17 protein-coding genes and 1 riboswitch are annotated in these 17417 nt (G+C 68.6%); of the genes, 4 read left to right on the top strand and 13 right to left on the bottom strand.

Features of this window, described 5'->3' with window-relative positions:
* Positions 1-89: 89 nt before the first annotated feature.
* From THITH_RS15570 to THITH_RS15560, 3 genes are read left to right on the top strand one after another with little or no spacing between them, the layout of a single operon-like run.
* A complete protein-coding gene (locus THITH_RS15570) occupies positions 90-1124 on the top strand; it encodes a type IV pilus twitching motility protein PilT (protein ID WP_006746882.1) in 1035 nt (344 codons plus the stop codon).
* A 56-nt stretch (positions 1125-1180) separates the two neighbouring features.
* Positions 1181-2353, top strand: coding sequence for a PilT/PilU family type 4a pilus ATPase (locus THITH_RS15565; RefSeq protein ID WP_006746883.1), 1173 nt, complete (start codon positions 1181-1183; stop codon positions 2351-2353).
* A gap of 7 nt (positions 2354-2360) precedes the next feature.
* Entirely contained in the window at positions 2361-3491 is a 1131-nt protein-coding gene (locus THITH_RS15560; protein WP_006746884.1) for a PilT/PilU family type 4a pilus ATPase, read from the top strand.
* A gap of 90 nt (positions 3492-3581) precedes the next feature.
* Here THITH_RS15560 and THITH_RS15555 read toward each other — a convergent pair whose 3' ends face one another.
* The 10 genes from THITH_RS15555 to gshB all read right to left on the bottom strand — a co-directional run bounded on the left by THITH_RS15555 (position 3582) and on the right by gshB (position 11405).
* Positions 3582-4874 (bottom strand): dihydroorotase, encoded by a 1293-nt coding sequence (locus THITH_RS15555; RefSeq protein ID WP_006746885.1) that lies wholly within the window; start codon positions 4872-4874, stop codon positions 3582-3584.
* The gene (locus THITH_RS15550; RefSeq protein WP_006746886.1) at positions 4871-5878 is read right to left on the bottom strand and encodes an aspartate carbamoyltransferase catalytic subunit; all 1008 of its coding nucleotides are present in this window, start codon (positions 5876-5878) and stop codon (positions 4871-4873) included. Before THITH_RS15550 ends, THITH_RS15555 begins: the two co-directional genes overlap by 4 nt.
* Complete coding sequence (gene pyrR, locus THITH_RS15545) at positions 5875-6381, bottom strand: bifunctional pyr operon transcriptional regulator/uracil phosphoribosyltransferase PyrR (protein WP_006746887.1); 507 nt, start codon at positions 6379-6381, stop codon at positions 5875-5877. Before pyrR ends, THITH_RS15550 begins: the two co-directional genes overlap by 4 nt.
* Complete coding sequence (gene ruvX / locus THITH_RS15540; RefSeq protein ID WP_025367634.1) at positions 6374-6775, bottom strand: Holliday junction resolvase RuvX; 402 nt, start codon at positions 6773-6775, stop codon at positions 6374-6376. The genes pyrR and ruvX overlap by 8 nt, the downstream gene beginning before the upstream one ends.
* Before the next feature lie 2 nt (positions 6776-6777).
* Entirely contained in the window at positions 6778-7356 is a 579-nt protein-coding gene (locus tag THITH_RS15535; protein WP_025367633.1) for a YqgE/AlgH family protein, read from the bottom strand.
* Positions 7357-7562: 206 nt separating this feature from the next.
* Positions 7563-8474 (bottom strand): energy transducer TonB, encoded by a 912-nt coding sequence (locus tag THITH_RS15530; protein WP_006746890.1) that lies wholly within the window; start codon positions 8472-8474, stop codon positions 7563-7565.
* On the bottom strand, positions 8440-8985 hold the full coding sequence (locus tag THITH_RS15525) for a Gx transporter family protein (protein ID WP_006746891.1): 546 nt from the start codon (positions 8983-8985) through the stop codon (positions 8440-8442). Before THITH_RS15525 ends, THITH_RS15530 begins: the two co-directional genes overlap by 35 nt.
* Before the next feature lie 10 nt (positions 8986-8995).
* Positions 8996-9379 (bottom strand): NusG domain II-containing protein, encoded by a 384-nt coding sequence (locus tag THITH_RS15520; protein ID WP_006746892.1) that lies wholly within the window; start codon positions 9377-9379, stop codon positions 8996-8998.
* Positions 9376-10455: an FAD:protein FMN transferase gene (locus tag THITH_RS15515; RefSeq protein WP_006746893.1), complete on the bottom strand. Its 1080-nt coding sequence runs from the start codon at positions 10453-10455 to the stop codon at positions 9376-9378. Before THITH_RS15515 ends, THITH_RS15520 begins: the two co-directional genes overlap by 4 nt.
* Positions 10452-11405: a glutathione synthase gene (gene gshB / locus THITH_RS15510; RefSeq protein WP_006746894.1), complete on the bottom strand. Its 954-nt coding sequence runs from the start codon at positions 11403-11405 to the stop codon at positions 10452-10454. Before gshB ends, THITH_RS15515 begins: the two co-directional genes overlap by 4 nt.
* Before the next feature lie 343 nt (positions 11406-11748).
* Between gshB and THITH_RS15505 the strand changes: the two genes are divergently transcribed.
* Positions 11749-13794, top strand: a complete 2046-nt coding sequence (locus THITH_RS15505; protein ID WP_006746895.1) for a hypothetical protein — start codon at positions 11749-11751, stop codon at positions 13792-13794.
* A 250-nt stretch (positions 13795-14044) separates the two neighbouring features.
* On the opposite strand, the gene THITH_RS15500 is transcribed toward THITH_RS15505, so the two are convergent.
* From THITH_RS15500 to ahcY, 3 genes are all read right to left on the bottom strand, one after another.
* The gene (locus THITH_RS15500; protein ID WP_006746896.1) at positions 14045-14794 is read right to left on the bottom strand and encodes a 16S rRNA (uracil(1498)-N(3))-methyltransferase; all 750 of its coding nucleotides are present in this window, start codon (positions 14792-14794) and stop codon (positions 14045-14047) included.
* 10 nt (positions 14795-14804) lie between these two features.
* Positions 14805-15674, bottom strand: coding sequence for a methylenetetrahydrofolate reductase [NAD(P)H] (metF, locus tag THITH_RS15495; RefSeq protein ID WP_006746897.1), 870 nt, complete (start codon positions 15672-15674; stop codon positions 14805-14807).
* A 212-nt stretch (positions 15675-15886) separates the two neighbouring features.
* On the bottom strand, positions 15887-17305 hold the full coding sequence (gene ahcY, locus THITH_RS15490; RefSeq protein WP_006746898.1) for an adenosylhomocysteinase: 1419 nt from the start codon (positions 17303-17305) through the stop codon (positions 15887-15889).
* A gap of 19 nt (positions 17306-17324) precedes the next feature.
* A riboswitch (S-adenosyl-L-homocysteine riboswitch) is annotated at positions 17325-17403 on the bottom strand.
* Positions 17404-17417: the final 14 nt, after the last annotated feature.

The raw sequence follows: 17417 nt of genomic DNA, 5'->3' as shown, positions 1-17417 counted from the left end.
GAGGAAGGTGATGTGGGTGGCTCGCGCAATGAAGGGTGGCTTGCATCGCGTGGTGTTGTGGCCCGCGGGCTCAGGGATCGGGGGACTTGATGGACATTACCCAGTTGCTTTCCTTCGCGGTCAAGAACGGCGCATCGGACCTGCATATCTCGGCCGGCATGCCCCCGCTGGTCCGCATCGATGGTGACATGCGCCGGGTCAACGTGCCCGCGATGGACCACAAGCAGGTCCAGGCGCTGATCTACGACATCATGAACGATCGTCAGCGCAAGGACTACGAGGAGTTCTGGGAAACCGATTTCTCGTTCGAGCTGAAGGGGCTTGCGCGGTTCCGGGTCAATGCCTTCAACCAGGATCGGGGCGCGGCGGCCGTGTTCCGCACCATCCCGTCCAAGGTGCTGACGCTGGAAGACCTCGGTGCGCCGCGGGTGTTCGAGAAGATTTCCGACTATCCGCGCGGCATCGTGCTGGTGACCGGGCCGACCGGGTCCGGCAAGTCGACCACGCTCGCGGCAATGGTCAACCACAAGAACGACAACGAGTACGGCCACATCCTCACGATCGAGGACCCGATCGAATTCGTACACGAATCCAAGAAATGCCTGGTGAACCAGCGCGAGGTTCACCGCGACACGCATGGCTTCAGCGAAGCGCTGCGCTCGGCGCTGCGCGAGGATCCGGACACGATCCTGGTCGGCGAGCTGCGCGATCTCGAAACCATTCGGCTGGCGCTGACCGCGGCGGAAACCGGGCACTTGGTGTTTGGAACGCTGCACACCAGTTCTGCGGCCAAGACCATCGACCGGGTCGTCGACGTCTTCCCGGCGGCGGAAAAGGACATGGTGCGCGCGATGCTGTCGGAATCGCTGCGCGCGGTGATCTCGCAAACGCTGCTGAAGCGCGTGGGCGGTGGCCGGATCGCCGCGCACGAGATCATGCTGGGGACGCCGGCGATCCGTAACCTGATCCGCGAAAACAAGATCGCGCAGATGTACTCGACCATCCAGACCAGCGCCAATCTGGGCATGCAGACCCTCGACCAGTGCCTGAAGGACATGCTTGCGGAAGGCACGATAACGCGCGAGGATGCCAGGCGTCGGGCCGTGAATGCCGACGCACTCTGAGCTGACCGCAAGGCAGCCCTGCGGTCGCCGTCCCAACCAGCAGCGGAAGCAAAGCCATGGATCGTGACAAGGCCATACGTTACATGCACGACCTGTTGCGGACGATGGTGGGCCGTGGCGGGTCGGATCTGTTCATCACGGTAGGCATGCCGCCTGCGGCCAAGATCAATGGTCTGGTGCAGCCGATGACGGACCAGAACCTGACCTCGGCGCATACGCAGGTGCTGGTGCGCTCGATGATGAACGATAAGCAGTCAGCCGAGTTCGACCGCACCCATGAGTGCAATTTCGCGATCGCCCTCGAGGGGGTGTCGCGTTTTCGCGTCAGCGCTTTTACCCAACGCGGGAACGTCGGCATGGTGCTGCGCACGATCCAGGGCAAGATCCCGAGCTTCGAAGAGATCAACATGCCGCCGCAGCTGAAGGATATCGCGATGACCCGGCGCGGGCTGGTGATCTTCGTCGGCGCGACCTCGTCCGGCAAATCGACCTCGCTGGCTGCGATGATCGGCTACCGCAACCATCACTCGGCCGATCACATCATCACCATCGAGGATCCGATCGAGTTCGTGCATGCGCACGACAAGAGCATCGTGACCCAGCGCGAGGTCGGAGTGGATACCGAAAGCTACGAGATCGCGCTGAAGAACACGCTGCGCCAGGCGCCCGACGTGATCCTGATCGGCGAAATCCGCGACCGGGCCACGATGGACTACGGCATCGCGTTCGCCGAGACGGGGCACCTCTGCCTGTCCACACTGCACGCGAACAACACCAACCAGGCGCTGGATCGGATCATCAACTTCTTCCCCGAGGAGCGCCGGCCACAGTTGCTGATGGATTTGTCGCTTAACCTGAAGGCCGTGGTGTCGCAGCGCCTGATCCGGACCCAGGACGGCGAAGGGCGGGTGCCGGCGGTCGAGATCATGATCAATACACCGCTGATGTCCGACCTGATCCTGAAGGGGGCGGTGCACGAGATGAAGGATCTGATTGCGCGTTCGCGCGAGCAGGGCATGCAGACCTTCGACCAGGCGCTGTTCGATCTCTACGAGGCGGGCAAGATCAGTTATCAGGAGGCCATCCGCAACGCGGATTCGATGAACGACCTGCGCCTGCGGGTGAAGCTCGACAGCAAGCGGGCGCAGCGCGAGGAGGAGCCCGACGTGATGGACGATCTCTCCGGTCTGTCGGTGGCGGACAAGGTCGACGATTTCGTCGCGCGTTGAACCGGTCATGAGCACCCCTCAGATCGAACCCTACCTGAAGCTGATGGCGCAGAAGAGCGCGTCGGATCTGTTCTTCATCACCGGCGCGCCGATCTGTATCAAGGTCGACGGTCGGGTGCGGCCACTCTCCCAGACCCCGCTCGAGCCCGGGCAGGTGGAGAAGATCGCGCGCGAGATCATGACCACGACCCAGCAGGAACGCCTGGACTCGCAGCATTCCTCGAACTTCGGCGTATCGCGCGCCGGGCTTGGCCGCTACCGCATCAACGTCTACCGCCAGCGCGGCGAGGTCGCGATGGTGATCCGCTTCATCCGGCTGGCCATCCCGACGATGCAGGACCTTGGTCTGCCCGACGTGCTGAAAACGTTTGCGATGCACCGCAATGGCCTAGTGCTGATCGTCGGGGCTACCGGAACCGGCAAGTCCACCACGCTCGCGACGATGATCGACCACCGCGCGCGCGAGGAAACCGGCCACATCCTGACGGTGGAGGACCCGATCGAGTTCCTCTTCTCGCACCGCCGGGCCCTGGTCGGCCAGCGCGAGGTCGGGATCGACACGCCCAGCTACGAACTCGCGCTGCAGGACGGGATGCGCGAAGCCCCGGACGTGATCATGGTCGGCGAGGTTCGCAGCCGCGAAACCATGCGTGCGGCGCTGACGTATGCGGATACCGGGCACCTGGTGCTGACGACGCTGCACGCGACCAGCGCCAACCAGGCGATGGACCGGCTGATCAACATGTTTCCCGAAGACTTCCGCGGTCAGATCCTGGCCGACCTGTCGCTGAACCTGCGTGCGATCGTCGCGCAGCGGCTGCTGCAGACCCCGCAGGGCGGCCGGGTCGCGGCCCTGGAGATCCTGGTGAACACGCCCTATGTGTCGGAGCTGATCCGCGAGGACAAGATCGGCGAGATCAAGGAGGCGATGACGAAGGGTGCGAAGGACGGGATGCGCACCTTCGACCAGGCCCTGTTCCAGCTCTACAAGGAAGGCAAGGTCGAGCTCGAGGAAGCGCTGTCGAAGGCCGATTCCCGGGCCGATCTCGAGTGGCGTCTCAATTTCGGCGGTGGAGTCGGCAGCCTGGAGGGCGAGGCCGACGAGGAGTTCAGGCTGCCGGAGGACACGCAGCGCTGAGCAGCGCCGGACGTCCGGCGTATTCCTCCGGTATCCAGGCATGCCCAGGAACGACGCTGCCGCGGCGAGACCTGCGTCCCGGCACCGGTCTCAGGCCGCCTCGTCCACCGGGGTCGTCCAGGCCGGGCGCCCGGACACCCAGGTCTCGATCACGCGTCCGGAGAAAGTCCAGCCGAAGAACGGCGTGTTGGCGCCGGCGCTGAGCCAGGTTTCCGGACGGATGTGGGTCAGTGCCTCGGGGTCGAACAGCACGAAGTCCGCGCGACTGCCGGCCGCGAGCCGCCCGCAGGAAGCGCCCAGGATCGCGGCCGGCCCGATGGTGACCCGAGCCAGCGCGTCGGACAGTTCCATCAGGCCTTCTTCGGCCAGGCGCAGGGTCAGCGGCAGCAGCGTTTCCAGTGCGCTGATGCCCGGCCGGGTCTCGGCGAACGGACCGAGCTTGCTGTCGCTCTCGTGCGGCTGATGATCCGAGCAGATCGCCGCGACGTCGCCGCGCGCGACCGCCTCGCGCAGGGCCTCGCGGTCACGCTGGGTCCGTAGCGGAGGATTCACGTGGCACAGCGGATTGAAGTCGGCCACGTCGATCTCGGTCAGGAACAACTGGTGCGCCGCGACATCGGCCGATACCGGCAGCCCGTCGGCGCGTGCCTTGGCGATCATTTCCGCGGCGCGCCGGGTCGACAGCCGCTGGATGTGCACGCGCGCACCCGTTTGCTCCACCAGCGCGAGGATCGTCCCCAGTGCCGCGGTCTCGGCGGCCTCGGGGATGCCGGGCAGCCCCAGGCGCGTCGACACCGCACCCTCGTGGACGCAACCCGATCCGGCCAGCGCTGTGTCCTGGGCCGACAACGCGACCATCAGGTCGAAGGTCGCGGCATATTCCAGCGCCCTGCGCAGCACCAGCGGGCTGGAAAGCGAGCGTCCGGCATTGCCCACCGCGACCACGCCCGCGCGCTTCAGTGCGGCCATTTCGGCGAGCTGCTCGCCCTGGAGGCCCCGGGTCAGCGCGCCGATGGTCAGTACGCGCACGCCGCAGGCCTGCTCGGCGCGTCGGGAGATCAGCTCGACCTCGGCAGGCGAGTCCACTGGCGGGTCGGTGTCCGGCGGCATCACCAGCGTGGTGATTCCGCCGCGCGCGGCCGCGAGCGTCTCGCTGGCGATGGTCGCTTTGTGCTCCTCGCCGGGTTCGCGCAGGTGCGCGGCCAGATCGACCAGGCCGGGGAACAGCCAGCGTCCCCGCGCGTCGATCCGGCGCCGGGGTTCGAAGCCCTCGGGAATCGTGCCGACGGCCAGGATCTCGCTGCCCTGAACGCACAGCGGGGCCACCGCGTCGAAGCCGCTGGCCGGGTCGAGAATCCGGGCTTGCTCGACCAGGACGCTCATGCGCTGCGGACTCCCATCACCATCGACATCACCGCCATACGCACCGCGATGCCGAACGTGACCTGCTGCAGAATCACCGACTGGGCGCCGTCGGCCACCGCGGAGTCGATCTCGACCCCCCGGTTGGCGGGCCCCGGGTGCATCACCAGACAGCCGGGCGTCGCGAGGTGCAGCCGCCTCCGAGTCAGGCCGAACAGCTGGAAGTACTCGTGCTCGGAAGGCAGGTGCGCGTGTTCCATGCGCTCGCGCTGGAGGCGCAGCATGATCACCACGTCGACGTCGCGCAGGCCCTGTTCCAGATTGTGGAACACGTGGACTCCCAGGTCTGCGACATGCGCCGGGAGCAGCGAGCGCGGCGCGACGACCCGTACCTCGCCCGTCTGCAGAATGTTCAGCGCGTGGATCTGCGAGCGGGCGACTCGCGAGTGCAGGATATCGCCGACGATCGCAACCTTGAGCCGGGTGAAATCGCCCTTGAAGCGGCGGATCGTGAACATGTCCAGCAAGGCCTGCGTCGGGTGGGCATGGCGGCCGTCGCCGGCGTTCAGCACACTGATGCCAGGCTCGACGTGGCGGGCCATGAAATGGGCGGCACCGCTCTGCTGGTGCCGCACCACGAACATGTCCACGTTCATCGCCTCGAGGTTGCGCAGCGTATCCAGCAGGCTCTCGCCCTTGACCGCGGCGGAGGTGCTGACGTTGATGTTCAGCACGTCGGCCGAGAGCCGTTTCGCCGCCAGTTCGAAGGTGGTGCGGGTGCGGGTGCTGGCCTCGAAGAACAGGTTGACGACGGTTTTGCCCCGCAGCAGCGGCACCTTCTTCACCGCCTTCTCGTTCATGTTCGCGAACGACTCGGCGTTGTCGAGAATCTCGGTGAGCAGCTCCCGACTCAACCCCTCCACGGTCAGCAGGTGGCGCAGCTTGCCGTCGGCGGTCAGCTGCAGTGCGTTGGGCAGCGGACCGGGCAGTGGCAGGCGTTCGGCCGGTGCGGCGGCTGGGTTCAACGCGGCTCCTCCAGCCGCACGCGTTCCAGGCGCAAGGGATCGGGGCCGCGCAGCTTGACCTGTTCTTCCGGCCCCAGTTCGAGGTGGGCGCCGACGATGGCCGCCTCGACCGGCAGTTCGCGGCCGTCGCGCTCGACCAGCACCGCGAGGGTCACCGACGCCGGGCGGCCGTAGTCGAACAGCTCGTTCAGTGCCGCCCGGATGGTGCGGCCGGTGAACAGCACATCGTCGACCAGCAGGATGTGCTCGTTGTCGAGTTCCTCCGGGAGTTCCGAAGGCCGCACCTGCGGATGCATCCCGATCCGGGAGAAATCGTCCCGGTAGAAACTGATGTCGAGCTTGCCCATCGGGCGGGTATAGCCCAGGCGCGGGCGCAGGGCCTCCGCGATCCAGACACCGCCGGTGTGGATCCCGACCACGATGGGTTCCTCGATGCCGCGCTGTTCGAAATGCCGGCGGGACTGCTCGGCCATGATGTCCAGAAGGGATGCGATCTCAGGCATTGCGCGTGTTCTCCGTTAGCCAGCCTTCGAGTATGACCGCTGCCGCGTGGGCGTCGAGACCGGGGTCACGGCGCCGCCGCTGGATCCGCTCGCGTCCCAGATGCGAGCTGAGCCGCTCGTCGGCCCAGTATACCGGCAGGCCGAATTCCCGGCCGAGCATTTCGCCGAAACTGCGGATCGCCGGGCCCAGTGCGGTGGCTTGCCCATCGTCGCGGGTCGGCCATCCGACGACCAGGGCGTCCGGGCGCCACTCGGCGACCAGTGCACGCAGGCGTTCCTGCAAACCGGGTTGGTTCGTCGCCAGCGTCTGCAGGCCGCGTGCACGCCCGGTCAGGCTCTCGCCCACCGCGATCCCGATGCGGCGACGGCCATAGTCGAAGGCCATCAGGCGCACGGTCAGGCGTGTCCGGTCACCTGGCTGATCAGGTTCATGTCGATGCCGATCGATCGGGCCGCCGCGGCCCAGCGGTCTCCGGGTGCCAGCGAAAACACGATCGCGGGGCTGACCGGCGCGACCAGCCAGGCGTTCTCGGCGAGCTCGCCTTCGAGCTGCCCCGGGCCCCAGCCTGCGTAGCCCAGCGCGACCAGCGCCTGGGCGGGACCCTTGCCCAGCGCCATCGCTTCGAGTATGTCGTGCGAGGTGGTCAGGGTGAGCCCGCTGCCCAGGGGCCGGCTCCCGGTCCAGCTTTGTTCCGAGCTGTGCAGCACGAAGCCGTGTTCGGGATGAACCGGGCCGCCGCGGAACACCGGCTGTTCCGGGGCACCCGCCACCGGTTCCAGGTCCACCTGTCGCAACAGCTGATGCAGGCTCAGGTCGAGCGGCTGGTTGATCACCAGCCCCATCGCGCCCTCGTCGTTGTGCTCGCAGAGGTAGGTGACGGTATGCGCAAAGTACCCGTCCTGCAGACTCGGCATCGCGATCAGGAAGTGATCGCGCAGCCCCTTGGTGTTCGACCTGGAGATGCTTGCAGACATGGGCAAAGTATCGAACGGCTGGGCCGGGTCCGCAAGCGCCCTGACCGTTGCACCGGGGTTGTGCCCATGCCCGTTGCCTCGCCACGGGTGAATCCCGCGCCTGGCCCGCATGTTGCCGGGCGCGGCCATACGCGCGACTCCGGGGCCCCGTTGCGGTGCCACCTGCATTCGGCTGCGGCCCGGCAGGCTGCTGTTGTCGCGATCGCTCAGCGCACCCGTTCCACCCGGTCCCGCCGGAACGCCCAGGTTCGGGTGATCACCAGTTGGTCATACGATTCGCGCATGCTCTCGGTGAACGGCGCAAAGGGTTGGGCGAGTTCCACGATGCGGATCGCGGCCTGGTCGAGGATCGATTCGCCCGAACTCTGCGCGACTGCGATATCGAGCACCCGTCCGTCGGCATCCAGCCGCACCGACAGTACCAGCGTCCCGGAGAGGCCGCGGCGGCGTGCCTCGTCGGGATAGTTCAGGTTGCCGATGCGCTCGACCTTGCGGATCCATGCCTCGAGGTAGGCCGCCTCCGGGGCGCCACGGGCCGCCAACGTATCCAGGTAACGCGTGCGGGTGGCACGCGACAGCAGCGTTTGTTCGGTCTCCGCGGGCATGGAACGCGCCGCTTCCAGCCCGCGGGCCATCAACAGCGCCGCCGAGGGTTGTTCGGGGGGCTGGGTCGTGTCCGTTGGCGAGGGTTCCTCCGGCATCGGCGCAGGGGGCGCGTCATCTGCGTGCGCCACGACCGGGTCGGGCTGGCGTTCCGGGGCCGGATCGGAGGCTTCCAGCTGCATTTCGATCGGTTCTGGTATCAGGCCCGCGTCGCCCGCCGGCGCGGGATCGGCCGGCCGTTCGCCGACGGGCTCCGGGGTCTGGGCCATCCGGTCCTGGTCGGCGTCGCCGCTCGCTTCCTGTGGCCGCGGCGCGACGTGCTCCGCGTGTTCGGGTTCCGGCGCTGGTGCGTCGACCCAGGTGACGTCCAGCGTGATCTCGGCCGGCCGTTCTTCGGGCAGCATCTCGAATCCGACGCCGAGGATCACCAGCGCATGCAGCACCAGAGCGAGGAACAGCGGCAGCGTCAGCCGGTTCGACTCAACGGGTGCGGATCGGGGAAGGGTGGCGGACATGTCGTTGGATGCGCGGATCGGCCAGCACCGAGACCGTCAGTATACCCGTGATCAGCCCCGTGATCAGCGCTGCAAGCAGTAGCGGGGGCAGCAGCAGCGGCAGCTGCGGGTGCGGAATGATCACGGCCCAGGCCAGCAGGAACTGCCCCAGGGTATGGGCGAGGGCTGCCGGGATCGCCAGCCCCAGCGCGCTGAGGGTGCGCGGGTGCAACGGGGCCAGGACCGCGAGTACCGCCAGGGCGGTCAGGCCGCCGGCCAACGAGAGCCAGAAGGCCGGACCGAGCAATGTCCCGAGCAGCAGACTGGCACCGACGATCCTGAGCAGCGTGACCGCGAGCGCCGCCCGCCAGCCCAGCGTCAGCAGCGCGACCAGCGTGACCACGTTCGCAAGCCCGGGTTTGATCCCCGGGACCGGGCTTGGGATCGCCGCTTCGATCACCTGCAGGCCGATCGCGAGTGCGGCGAGCGCGGCGATGCGGCGGTCCGCGAGGTCGGCAGTAGTGCCAGTCATCCCGCGCGGCTCAGTAGTGCATGCTGTCGAACGCCGGCCGCGACCCCGCCAGCTGCAGCACCATCCGGTTCGGCAGACTCACCGCGAGGTCTCCGGGGCGCTCCAGCCAGCCGGCGCTCTCGCAGATGCCCTGGCTCCCCGGGGAGCGCAGGCAGCGGGCGCGCCCCGCGCGGATTTCGATCTCGGTGACGCCGGCGACGCCCTCGATGCGGATCGCTTGTTCCTGATCCAGCGGGAACTGCCGTTGCGGGTGACCGGCCTGGGTGACCACCAGCGCAAGCGGGCCGACATGCGCCGTGTCGGGCGGCGAATAGGCCAGCAGGAAACTGGCGCCGACCCCGGCGGTGGCCAGTGCGATCACCAGCCCGTCACCCCAGCGCAGACCCCGGATCATGGCGCCGGTTCCGCCTCCGCGGTGCGGATCCGCGACGTGACCTCGCGCTGGAATTCCACCCGGGAGGCGATCGCCGGAGTCAGTTCGACCGTGCCGTCCGGCAGCGTGACCAGCGCCAGTTCCACGCCGAGGCGCTGCGCGTACCGGGGCCAGGCCTCGGCGCCGGCGATCATCAGCGTGGTCGCGGCAGCATCGGCCAGCACGGGGTCGTCGTGCAGCACGGTTGCCGACGTGAGTCCCCGGGCGGGACGGCCGCTGCGGGGATCGATTACATGATGCATGCGCTCGCCCTCCCATTCGTAGCCGCGTTCGTAGTCTCCGGAGGTGAACAGCGCCTCGCCGGATCCGAGTTCCACGCTGCCGAGCACCTGCGCAGACCGCGGATCCCGGATCCCGATCCGCCAGGCGCGGTGGGCAGGACGTCCCATGGTCATCAGGTCGCCGCCGGCATTCACGATGGCGTGTTCCACCCCGAGTTCAGCCAGCTGCTCGAGGCCGCGGGCGACCGCCAGGCCCTTCGCGAGGCCGCCGAAATCGAGCCGCAGGTCGGGATGCCGGCCGCGCAGCCGGGTTCCGTCGCGCTCGATGTCGGCCATGCGCGGGGGGGCTTCCAGCAATGCCGCCAGGGTCTCCGGTGCGGGTGGCGGCCCCGCCGGTTCGTCCTGGTGGAACCCCCAGGCCGCGACGAGGCGGCCCAGCGCCGGGTTGAACAAGCCCCCGGTCAGCGCTTCGAGTTCCTGCGCGCGTTCGATCAATTCCAGAATCGACGGCGGCGCGTCGAACGCCTCGCCCTGCGCGAGCCGGTCGTTGGCCCGACCCAGCGGCCCCGGCTCCCAGGCGTGCCACAGGCCGTGCATGGTTTCGAGTTCGGCGCCCAGTTCGGACTCGATCCGCAGCAGGTCGTGCACGCCGGCCGGGTACAGCGTGACGTCGACCAGGGTTCCGAAGGCATAGAAGGTCAGCCGGTCCGTGTCGGGCTCCGGCGCGTCGGCACAGGCCGCGAGCCACAGCACCCCCAGCAGCAGGAGCCGGAGCCCAGGCCCGGTGCGGCCTGGGGCAGCCGGGCGACGGCTCATGTCGTACCGCTCTCCAGGAACTCGATGAACGTGCCCGCGATGTCCAGCCCGCGCGCCCGGTCGAGCTCGCGGACTCCGGTGGGGCTGGTGACGTTGATCTCGGTGAGGTAGTCGCCGATCACGTCGAGCCCGACGAAATCGAGGCCGCGGGCGCACAGCTCGGACTCGAGCTGCGCGCAGATCCAGCGGTCGCGCTCGGTCAGCGGCACTGCCTCGCCGCGTCCGCCTGCAGCCAGATTGGCGCGGGATTCGCCTTCCGCGGGGATTCGCGCCAGCGCATAGTCGACCGGCTTGCCATGGATCAGGAGGATGCGCTTGTCGCCCTGGCGATACTCGGGCAGGAATCGTTGGGCGATCACCGTGCGCCGGTCGAAGTGGGTGATCGTCTCCAGGATCACCGACGTGTTCGGGTCGCCCTGGTCCAGGCGGAAAACCGACGCCCCGCCCATTCCGTCCATCGGCTTGACCACGATGCGTTCCTGTTCCGCAAGAAACGCCCGAATGCGGGCACGGTCCCGGGTGATCAGCGTCGGTGGGCAGCACTGCGGGAAGTGTGCGGTGAACGCCTTCTCGTTCGCATCGCGCAGGGAGCGGGCCCGGTTGACCACGCGCACACCCGCCTGTTCGGCGAGTTCGAGCAGGTAGGTCGCGTAGATGTACTCGAGGTCGAACGGCGGGTCCTTGCGCATCAACAGGATGTCGAAGCGGTCGACCGGACCTTCGACCGGGTCTCCGAGCTGGTGGAAGTCCCGCGCCTGATCGCGCACGGTGATCGGCCGGCTGCGCGCCAGCACGGCGCCGTCGCGCAGCCAGAGATCGGAGAGCTCGAGATAGTGCGCGTGATGACCACGCCGGGTCATCGCCAGAAGCATCGCGAAGGTCGAATCCTTGGACGGCTTGACGGCCTGGATCGGATCCATCACCACGCCGATGGAAAGCTTTTCGGGCATGTGTCGATCGCCTCCTGTGTCGTGCCAGTATGCCATGATCGGAGCCGGGCCCGGCGGTTCGGCGCCCGCCGGCGATGCCGGAAATCGGCATCCGTGGAGTGCGGCCCGGCCCGGGTCACGGCGCAACGCGACCGGCTGCGCGAACGGCCCGCCTGCTTCAAACTGGCTCGGTGTGGCGCCGGCGTGCCGGATCGGGCGCCCGGTTCGCGATGGTCCACCACCGCGCCTTTGTGGCACAGTCCGCGCCGCCCGCAGCCTTCACCGGCGGGCCTCCCAACCCAGGGCCAGCGCCGCCGGGCAACTATGCAGGCCAAGGCCGTTCATCGACGACGCGAGCGTAGACATGACCACCGCATCCGGCACCTGGACCCGCGGCGAACTCGACGACCTGTTCTTCTGGATTCAGCGTGCGCTGCAGAAATACGTCGAAAACGCGGCCTGCGGCGAGTGCCTGCGCCTCGCGGGGGAAGGCCTTGGCCAGGTCCAGGCCAGTCTCGAAGGCGCGGGGCGTGGGGATATCGACAGCCTGTGCGCGGAAATGCTTCATGTGATCGCGGCGTTGGAAACTGATGACATCGCCGCCCAGTCTGAAGCCGGCGATGTCCTGTTGCGCGCGGCGCTGCGGATTCCCGGGCAGCTCGAAACGACCGAGACGAGCGTGCAGCAACGCGACCGCGCCGTGGCACCGCTGGTCAACGAACTGCGAGCGTTGCGCGGCGCGGCGCCGCGGATCGCTGCGCCGGAGCCGCGGATTGCCGAGCCGGAGCTGTTCACCCCCCGGTTGGTCGACCCCGGCGCGCCGTCGCCCGCGGCTGCGCAGTCGTCGCCGCTGCAGCAATCCCGGCGACGGTTCCAGCAGGCGCTGCTCGACCTGCTGCGTGACCGGGACCCGCCCGCGACGCTGTTGCGGCTGGCGGAGACCGCGGCCGGCGTTGCGCGGGCGCTGCCCGATGGCGACGGGCGGGCGCTGTTCGATGCCACCGGCGAACTCGCGGCGGCGCTGGTGCATAAACCCGGATCGCTGTCGGTGCTGCACAAGCAGCTGTTCGGCCGGGTCGACCGCGAACTGGGGCAGTGGCTGCGCCGGATCGAGCAGGCGCCCGCGCAAGGCCGGCCGTTCTCGGTCGAACCCGTGGCGGTCACGGCCGAGTTGATCGAACAGACCCGGGACGCGCTGGACCGCGTGACCGGCGCCGCGCCGCAGGCGCTCGTGTCCGCAGCGGACTCGCAGCCAGCGGCTGAGGATCCGGGCGGCGCGGCTCCCGTTCGTGGTGGGCCGGCCGCCGGGCCCCCGGGAGTCCGGGCGGCCCCCGGCGACTCGATTCCCAAGATCGATCCCGGGTCGACCACTGCAGGCGGCCCGGCCGTATCGGATGCCGGGCCCGACGCATCGGTTGACGGATCGGTCGATGCATCGGTCGGCACATCGGGCGGCGCCGTCGGGGGTAAGACCGGAACGACGCTCCCGAACGATCGCGCCGAGTTCGACGAGGGGCGGCTGCTCGGTCCGGTGGGCGCCGGGGCGGGGCCTTTGCCCGGGGGTGAACTCGAGCGTCTGGCGGCGGGGGTCGTCAGGCTCGAGCAAGCGTTCGGCGAGTGGCGCGCAGCGCCGTCGGAGCCGGGCGCGATGGGATCCGTCGCGGCCGGGTTCCGCGCACTGCGCGAGGACGCGGAGGCGACGGCGGCCCCGCGCCTCGGGGAGTTCGCCTGGCTGCTCGAGTCGTTTCTGGCGACGCTGGCGGCAGAGGGCCGTGTGGCGGGTGCGGAACCCTTGCAGGTGGTGGACGATGCGGTGCATGTGTTGCCTGAACTCCTGGCCGAGATCCGCGAGGATCGGTCCCCCGACACCCCCGTGATCGACATCGTTCTGCGGATCCAGGCGATCCGGGATCAGCCGCCGCTGCCAGCCGAGGAGGACGACCCGGTGCCCGATGCTGCCGGAGAACCGGATCTGGAACGGATCCGGCGCAAGGGTGCCGAGGACATGGCCCGGCTGGCGGCTGCGTTCGCGGCGCTGGACGGCGACGACGCGCGAGCGAGCGCGGAGGACGACGAGCCGGTGCTGTGGTCGCCAGCGGAGGTTCAGGCGGCTCGCGCGAAACTGTCGGAGCTGGCGTCGTGGCACCAGCACGCGGTCGCTGCGCTGACTCAGGCGGCAGGCCAGTTGGGAACGCTGGAGCAGCTGCTGACGCGCATGCAGCAGGCCCCGGGGTCGGCAGCGCCTTCCGAGGGCGACGCCGACCCGGAGACCCGCGAGTGCCTCGACCTCCTCGAGCAGGCGCGCTTGGGCTTGGCCGGAGCCATCGGCAATGCTTCGGCGGCACTGCTGCAGCAGCGCCGCGCGACGCAGGCGCTGCAGGACCGGCTCGACACGGGCGGCGGCGAATGAAGCCGGCGCCCGCAGCACCCCGTGCGCCGGCTGGCGGATGACGGCCTTCGGCCTTTTCCGCCCTACGCCTCTTGCATCATCGGGGGTGGCCACACAGTCCCGTAGGGCGGAATAGCGCAGCGTCATCCGCCACACGGCGTTCGCGGTGCCCAGGCGCCAGCGGTACTCCCGCGTGCCGGCTGGCGGATGACGGCCTTCGGCCTTTTCCCTACGCCTCTTGCCCGGCAGAATATCTGGGGGGCGGGCAGGGCTAGGCGAGGTCGCCGTAGAGGAGTTGCAGCGTGGTCAGCGCCGTGATCGCCGCGGTCTCGGTGCGCAGGATCCGGGGGCCCAGCCGCAGCCCGAGGAACCCGGCATCCCGGGCCCCGGCGCGTTCCTCGGGGGTCAGGCCGCCCTCGGGGCCGACCAGGAGCGTGATTGCGCCGGCGCCCGGGTCGGCGCGCTGGCTGCGCCAGACGCTTGGGGGCTCGCCTTCCGGGTCGGCCAGCACGCGCAGGCCTGTGGGCGGCAGATCCGCCAGCGCCTGCGTCAGATCCCGGGGCGGGTCGAGGCGGGGCAGTTCGTTGCGGCCGCATTGCTCGGCGGCGGCGCGCAACACACCCTGCCAGTGCTGCCGCTTGCGGTCGAGTCCGCGGTGCGCGGCCGCCGAGCGGCTGCGTTCGCCGAGCAGCGGCCAGATTTCGCCGACGCCGAGTTCCACGGCCTTCTGGATCGCCAGATCCATGTGGTCGCCCCGTGCGATGCCCTGCAGCAGCCGCAGCCGCAGTCGCGGGGTCGTCGGGGCGGCAGCGACCGCCCCCAGTTCGACGGCTCCGTCGCGCCGCCCGGCCAGAATCAGCCGAGCATGGTGCTCGGCGCCCCGGCCGTCGAAGACCCGGCAGGCAGCGCCGTCGCGCAGCCGCAGTACCGAGACCGCGTGGCGCAGCACCTCGGGCGGCAGTTCGATCCGGCTGCCGGGGGCCAGCGTCGCGTCGATCAGCAGCAACCGGGGGCAGCGCATCGAACGCGGCTCAGCGCGGCTGGGCCAGGCCCAGGTTGTTCCAGATCGCCTCGGAGGGGGCGGCCTGGTTCATCGAGTAGAAATGCAGCCCCGGGGCTCCGTCGTCGAGCAGGCGCTGGCAGAGCCGGGTCACGACCTCGACGCCGAATGCCCGGATCGACGCGGTGTCGTCGCCGTAGGCTTCGAGCCGCTTGCGGATATAGCGCGGGATCTCGGCACCGCAGGCGTCCGAGAAACGCGCGAGTTGGCTGTAATTCGTGATCGGCATGATTCCGGGCACGATCGGGATGTCCACCCCCATCGCGCGTACACGCTCGACGAACGCCAGGTAGGCATCGGGGTTGTAGAAATACTGCGTGATCGCCGCATCGGCGCCCGCCGCGACCTTCTGGCGGAAGTGTTCCAGATCCTTCTCGGCGTTGACGGCCTCGGGATGGAACTCGGGATAGGCGGCAACCTCGATGGTGAAGTGGTCGCCGAACTGTTCGCGGATGAACGCCACCAGTTCGGCTGCGTAGCGGAATTCGCCGAGACCGCCGCCCACGCCGGTGCCCGAGGGCAGATCTCCGCGCAGCGCGACCAGACGCCGGACACCATGGTCGCGATAGGTCGTCAGCAGGTCCAGTAGCTGTGCCCTGGACGACGAGATGCAGGAAATATGGGGCGCGGCCGCGACCGCGGCTTCGTTCTGGATCTCGAGCACGGTTTCCAGCGTCCGGTCACGGGTGGAACCGCCGGCGCCGAAGGTGACCGAGAAATACGCGGGGTCGAGCGCGGTCAGGCGCGCGCGCGCGCGGCGCAGGCGTTCCGCGCCCTCGGGGTTCTTGGGCGGAAAGAACTCGAAACTGAATGCCGGTCGGGTATTCGAATGGTGATGCATGGCTTGGTCCTCGCGGGTTGTGCGGGCGCAGGGCAGCAGGCCGCCCCCTCCCGCGTGAACGGGGAGGCGCCTTTTGCCCTTTCCCGCTTGCGGGGGAGGGGCCGGTAGGGAGGGTCAGTGCACCCGGATCGGGGCGGTGCACTGCGACCGGGTCGTGCCCGGCCGCCGTTTCCAGCCCCCGCCCCACGGGAGGGACGGGGGGAAGGCCCCGCTCAGTAGCGGTAGTGCTCGGGCTTGAACGGGCCTTCGACCGGCAGACCCAGATACTGGGCCTGGTCGTCGGTCAGCTGCGTCAGCTGGGCGCCCAGCTTCTTCAGGTGCAGGGCCGCGACCTTCTCGTCGAGATGCTTGGGCAGCACGTAGACCTTGTTTTCGTAGCGGTCGCCGTGGGCAAACAGCTCGATCTGGGCCATGGTCTGGTTGGTGAACGAGTTCGACATCACGAAGCTCGGATGCCCGGTGCCGCAGCCCAGGTTCACCAGCCGGCCCTCGGCGAGCATGATGATCCGCTTGCCGTCCGGGAAGATCACGTGATCGACCTGCGGCTTGATGTTTTCCCACTGGTACTTGCGCAGGCCGGCGACGTCGATCTCGGAGTCGAAGTGACCGATGTTGCAGACGATCGCCTGATCCTTCATCTGCGCCATGTGATCGTGGGTGATCACGTCCTTGTTGCCGGTGGCGGTCACGAAGATGTCGGCCTTGTCGGCGGCTTCTTCCATGGTCACCACGCGGTAGCCTTCCATCGACGCCTGCAGCGCGCAGATCGGGTCGATTTCGGTGATCCACACGGTCGCGCCCAGCCCGCGCAGCGACTGCGCGCTGCCCTTGCCGACGTCGCCGTAGCCGCAGACCACCGCGATCTTGCCGGCGATCATCACGTCGGTGGCGCGCTTGATCGCGTCGACCAGCGACTCGCGGCAGCCGTAGAGGTTGTCGAACTTGGACTTGGTGACCGAGTCGTTCACGTTGATGGCCGGGAACACCAGTTCGCCGTCCTTCTGCATCTGGTAGAGGCGGTGCACGCCGGTGGTCGTTTCCTCGGTCACGCCGCGGATGTTCTTCTTGATGTTCGAGTACCAGTTCGGCGAGGTCTCGAGGCGCTTGCGGATCGCGGCGAACAGCGCGGTTTCCTCGTCGTTGGTCGGGTTGTCGAGCACCGACGGATCGCTTTCCGCGCGGGTGCCGAGCATGATCAGCAGCGTCGCGTCGCCGCCGTCGTCGAGGATCATGTTCGGGGTGCCGCCGTCATGCCATTCGAAGATGCGGTGCGCGTAGTCCCAGTATTCTTCCAGGGTCTCGCCCTTGAACGCGAACACCGGGGTGCCGTTCGCGGCAATCGCGGCCGCGGCATGGTCCTGCGTCGAGTAGATGTTGCAGGACGCCCAGCGCACCTCTGCGCCCAGCGCCTCCAGCGTCTGGATCAGTACCGCGGTCTGGATGGTCATGTGCAGGGAGCCGGCAATGCGCGCCCCCTTCAGCGGCTGGTCCTTCGCGAATTCGTCGCGAGTCTGCATCAGACCGGGCATCTCGGTCTCCGCGATCGCGATTTCCTTGCGGCCGAACTCGGCCTCGTTGATGTCCTTGACGATGTAGTCGGTGTTGTCGGTCGGGTTCATCACAGCATTCATGGTGTACGGACTCCGTGAGTCTGGATGAGCGCCGTTGCATGGTTGAAAAGACCCCCGGCTGAGCCTGACGGATGTCCGCTGCAGCGCTCCTCAGCCGGGATGATCCGGTGCC

The organism is Thioalkalivibrio paradoxus ARh 1 (assembly GCF_000227685.2).
Lineage (GTDB): Bacteria > Pseudomonadota > Gammaproteobacteria > Ectothiorhodospirales > Ectothiorhodospiraceae > Thioalkalivibrio > Thioalkalivibrio paradoxus.
This window is presented reverse-complemented; position numbering and strand designations above follow the sequence as displayed.

What these genes read in the sequence shown, in the direction of transcription:
- metF (WP_006746897.1), bottom strand. Translation starts at nt 15,674, where the DNA reads ATGCATCACCATTCGAATACCCGACCGGCATTCAGTTTCGAGTTCTTT.
- THITH_RS15570 (WP_006746882.1), top strand. Translation starts at nt 90, where the DNA reads ATGGACATTACCCAGTTGCTTTCCTTCGCGGTCAAGAACGGCGCATCG.
- THITH_RS15530 (WP_006746890.1), bottom strand. Translation starts at nt 8,474, where the DNA reads ATGTCCGCCACCCTTCCCCGATCCGCACCCGTTGAGTCGAACCGGCTG.
- THITH_RS15520 (WP_006746892.1), bottom strand. Translation starts at nt 9,379, where the DNA reads ATGATCCGGGGTCTGCGCTGGGGTGACGGGCTGGTGATCGCACTGGCC.
- THITH_RS15560 (WP_006746884.1), top strand. Translation starts at nt 2,361, where the DNA reads ATGAGCACCCCTCAGATCGAACCCTACCTGAAGCTGATGGCGCAGAAG.
- THITH_RS15500 (WP_006746896.1), bottom strand. Translation starts at nt 14,794, where the DNA reads ATGCGCTGCCCCCGGTTGCTGCTGATCGACGCGACGCTGGCCCCCGGC.
- THITH_RS15565 (WP_006746883.1), top strand. Translation starts at nt 1,181, where the DNA reads ATGGATCGTGACAAGGCCATACGTTACATGCACGACCTGTTGCGGACG.
- THITH_RS15505 (WP_006746895.1), top strand. Translation starts at nt 11,749, where the DNA reads ATGACCACCGCATCCGGCACCTGGACCCGCGGCGAACTCGACGACCTG.
- pyrR (WP_006746887.1), bottom strand. Translation starts at nt 6,381, where the DNA reads ATGCCTGAGATCGCATCCCTTCTGGACATCATGGCCGAGCAGTCCCGC.
- THITH_RS15525 (WP_006746891.1), bottom strand. Translation starts at nt 8,985, where the DNA reads ATGACTGGCACTACTGCCGACCTCGCGGACCGCCGCATCGCCGCGCTC.
- ahcY (WP_006746898.1), bottom strand. Translation starts at nt 17,305, where the DNA reads ATGAATGCTGTGATGAACCCGACCGACAACACCGACTACATCGTCAAG.
- THITH_RS15555 (WP_006746885.1), bottom strand. Translation starts at nt 4,874, where the DNA reads ATGAGCGTCCTGGTCGAGCAAGCCCGGATTCTCGACCCGGCCAGCGGC.
- THITH_RS15535 (WP_025367633.1), bottom strand. Translation starts at nt 7,356, where the DNA reads ATGTCTGCAAGCATCTCCAGGTCGAACACCAAGGGGCTGCGCGATCAC.
- gshB (WP_006746894.1), bottom strand. Translation starts at nt 11,405, where the DNA reads ATGCCCGAAAAGCTTTCCATCGGCGTGGTGATGGATCCGATCCAGGCC.
- THITH_RS15515 (WP_006746893.1), bottom strand. Translation starts at nt 10,455, where the DNA reads ATGAGCCGTCGCCCGGCTGCCCCAGGCCGCACCGGGCCTGGGCTCCGG.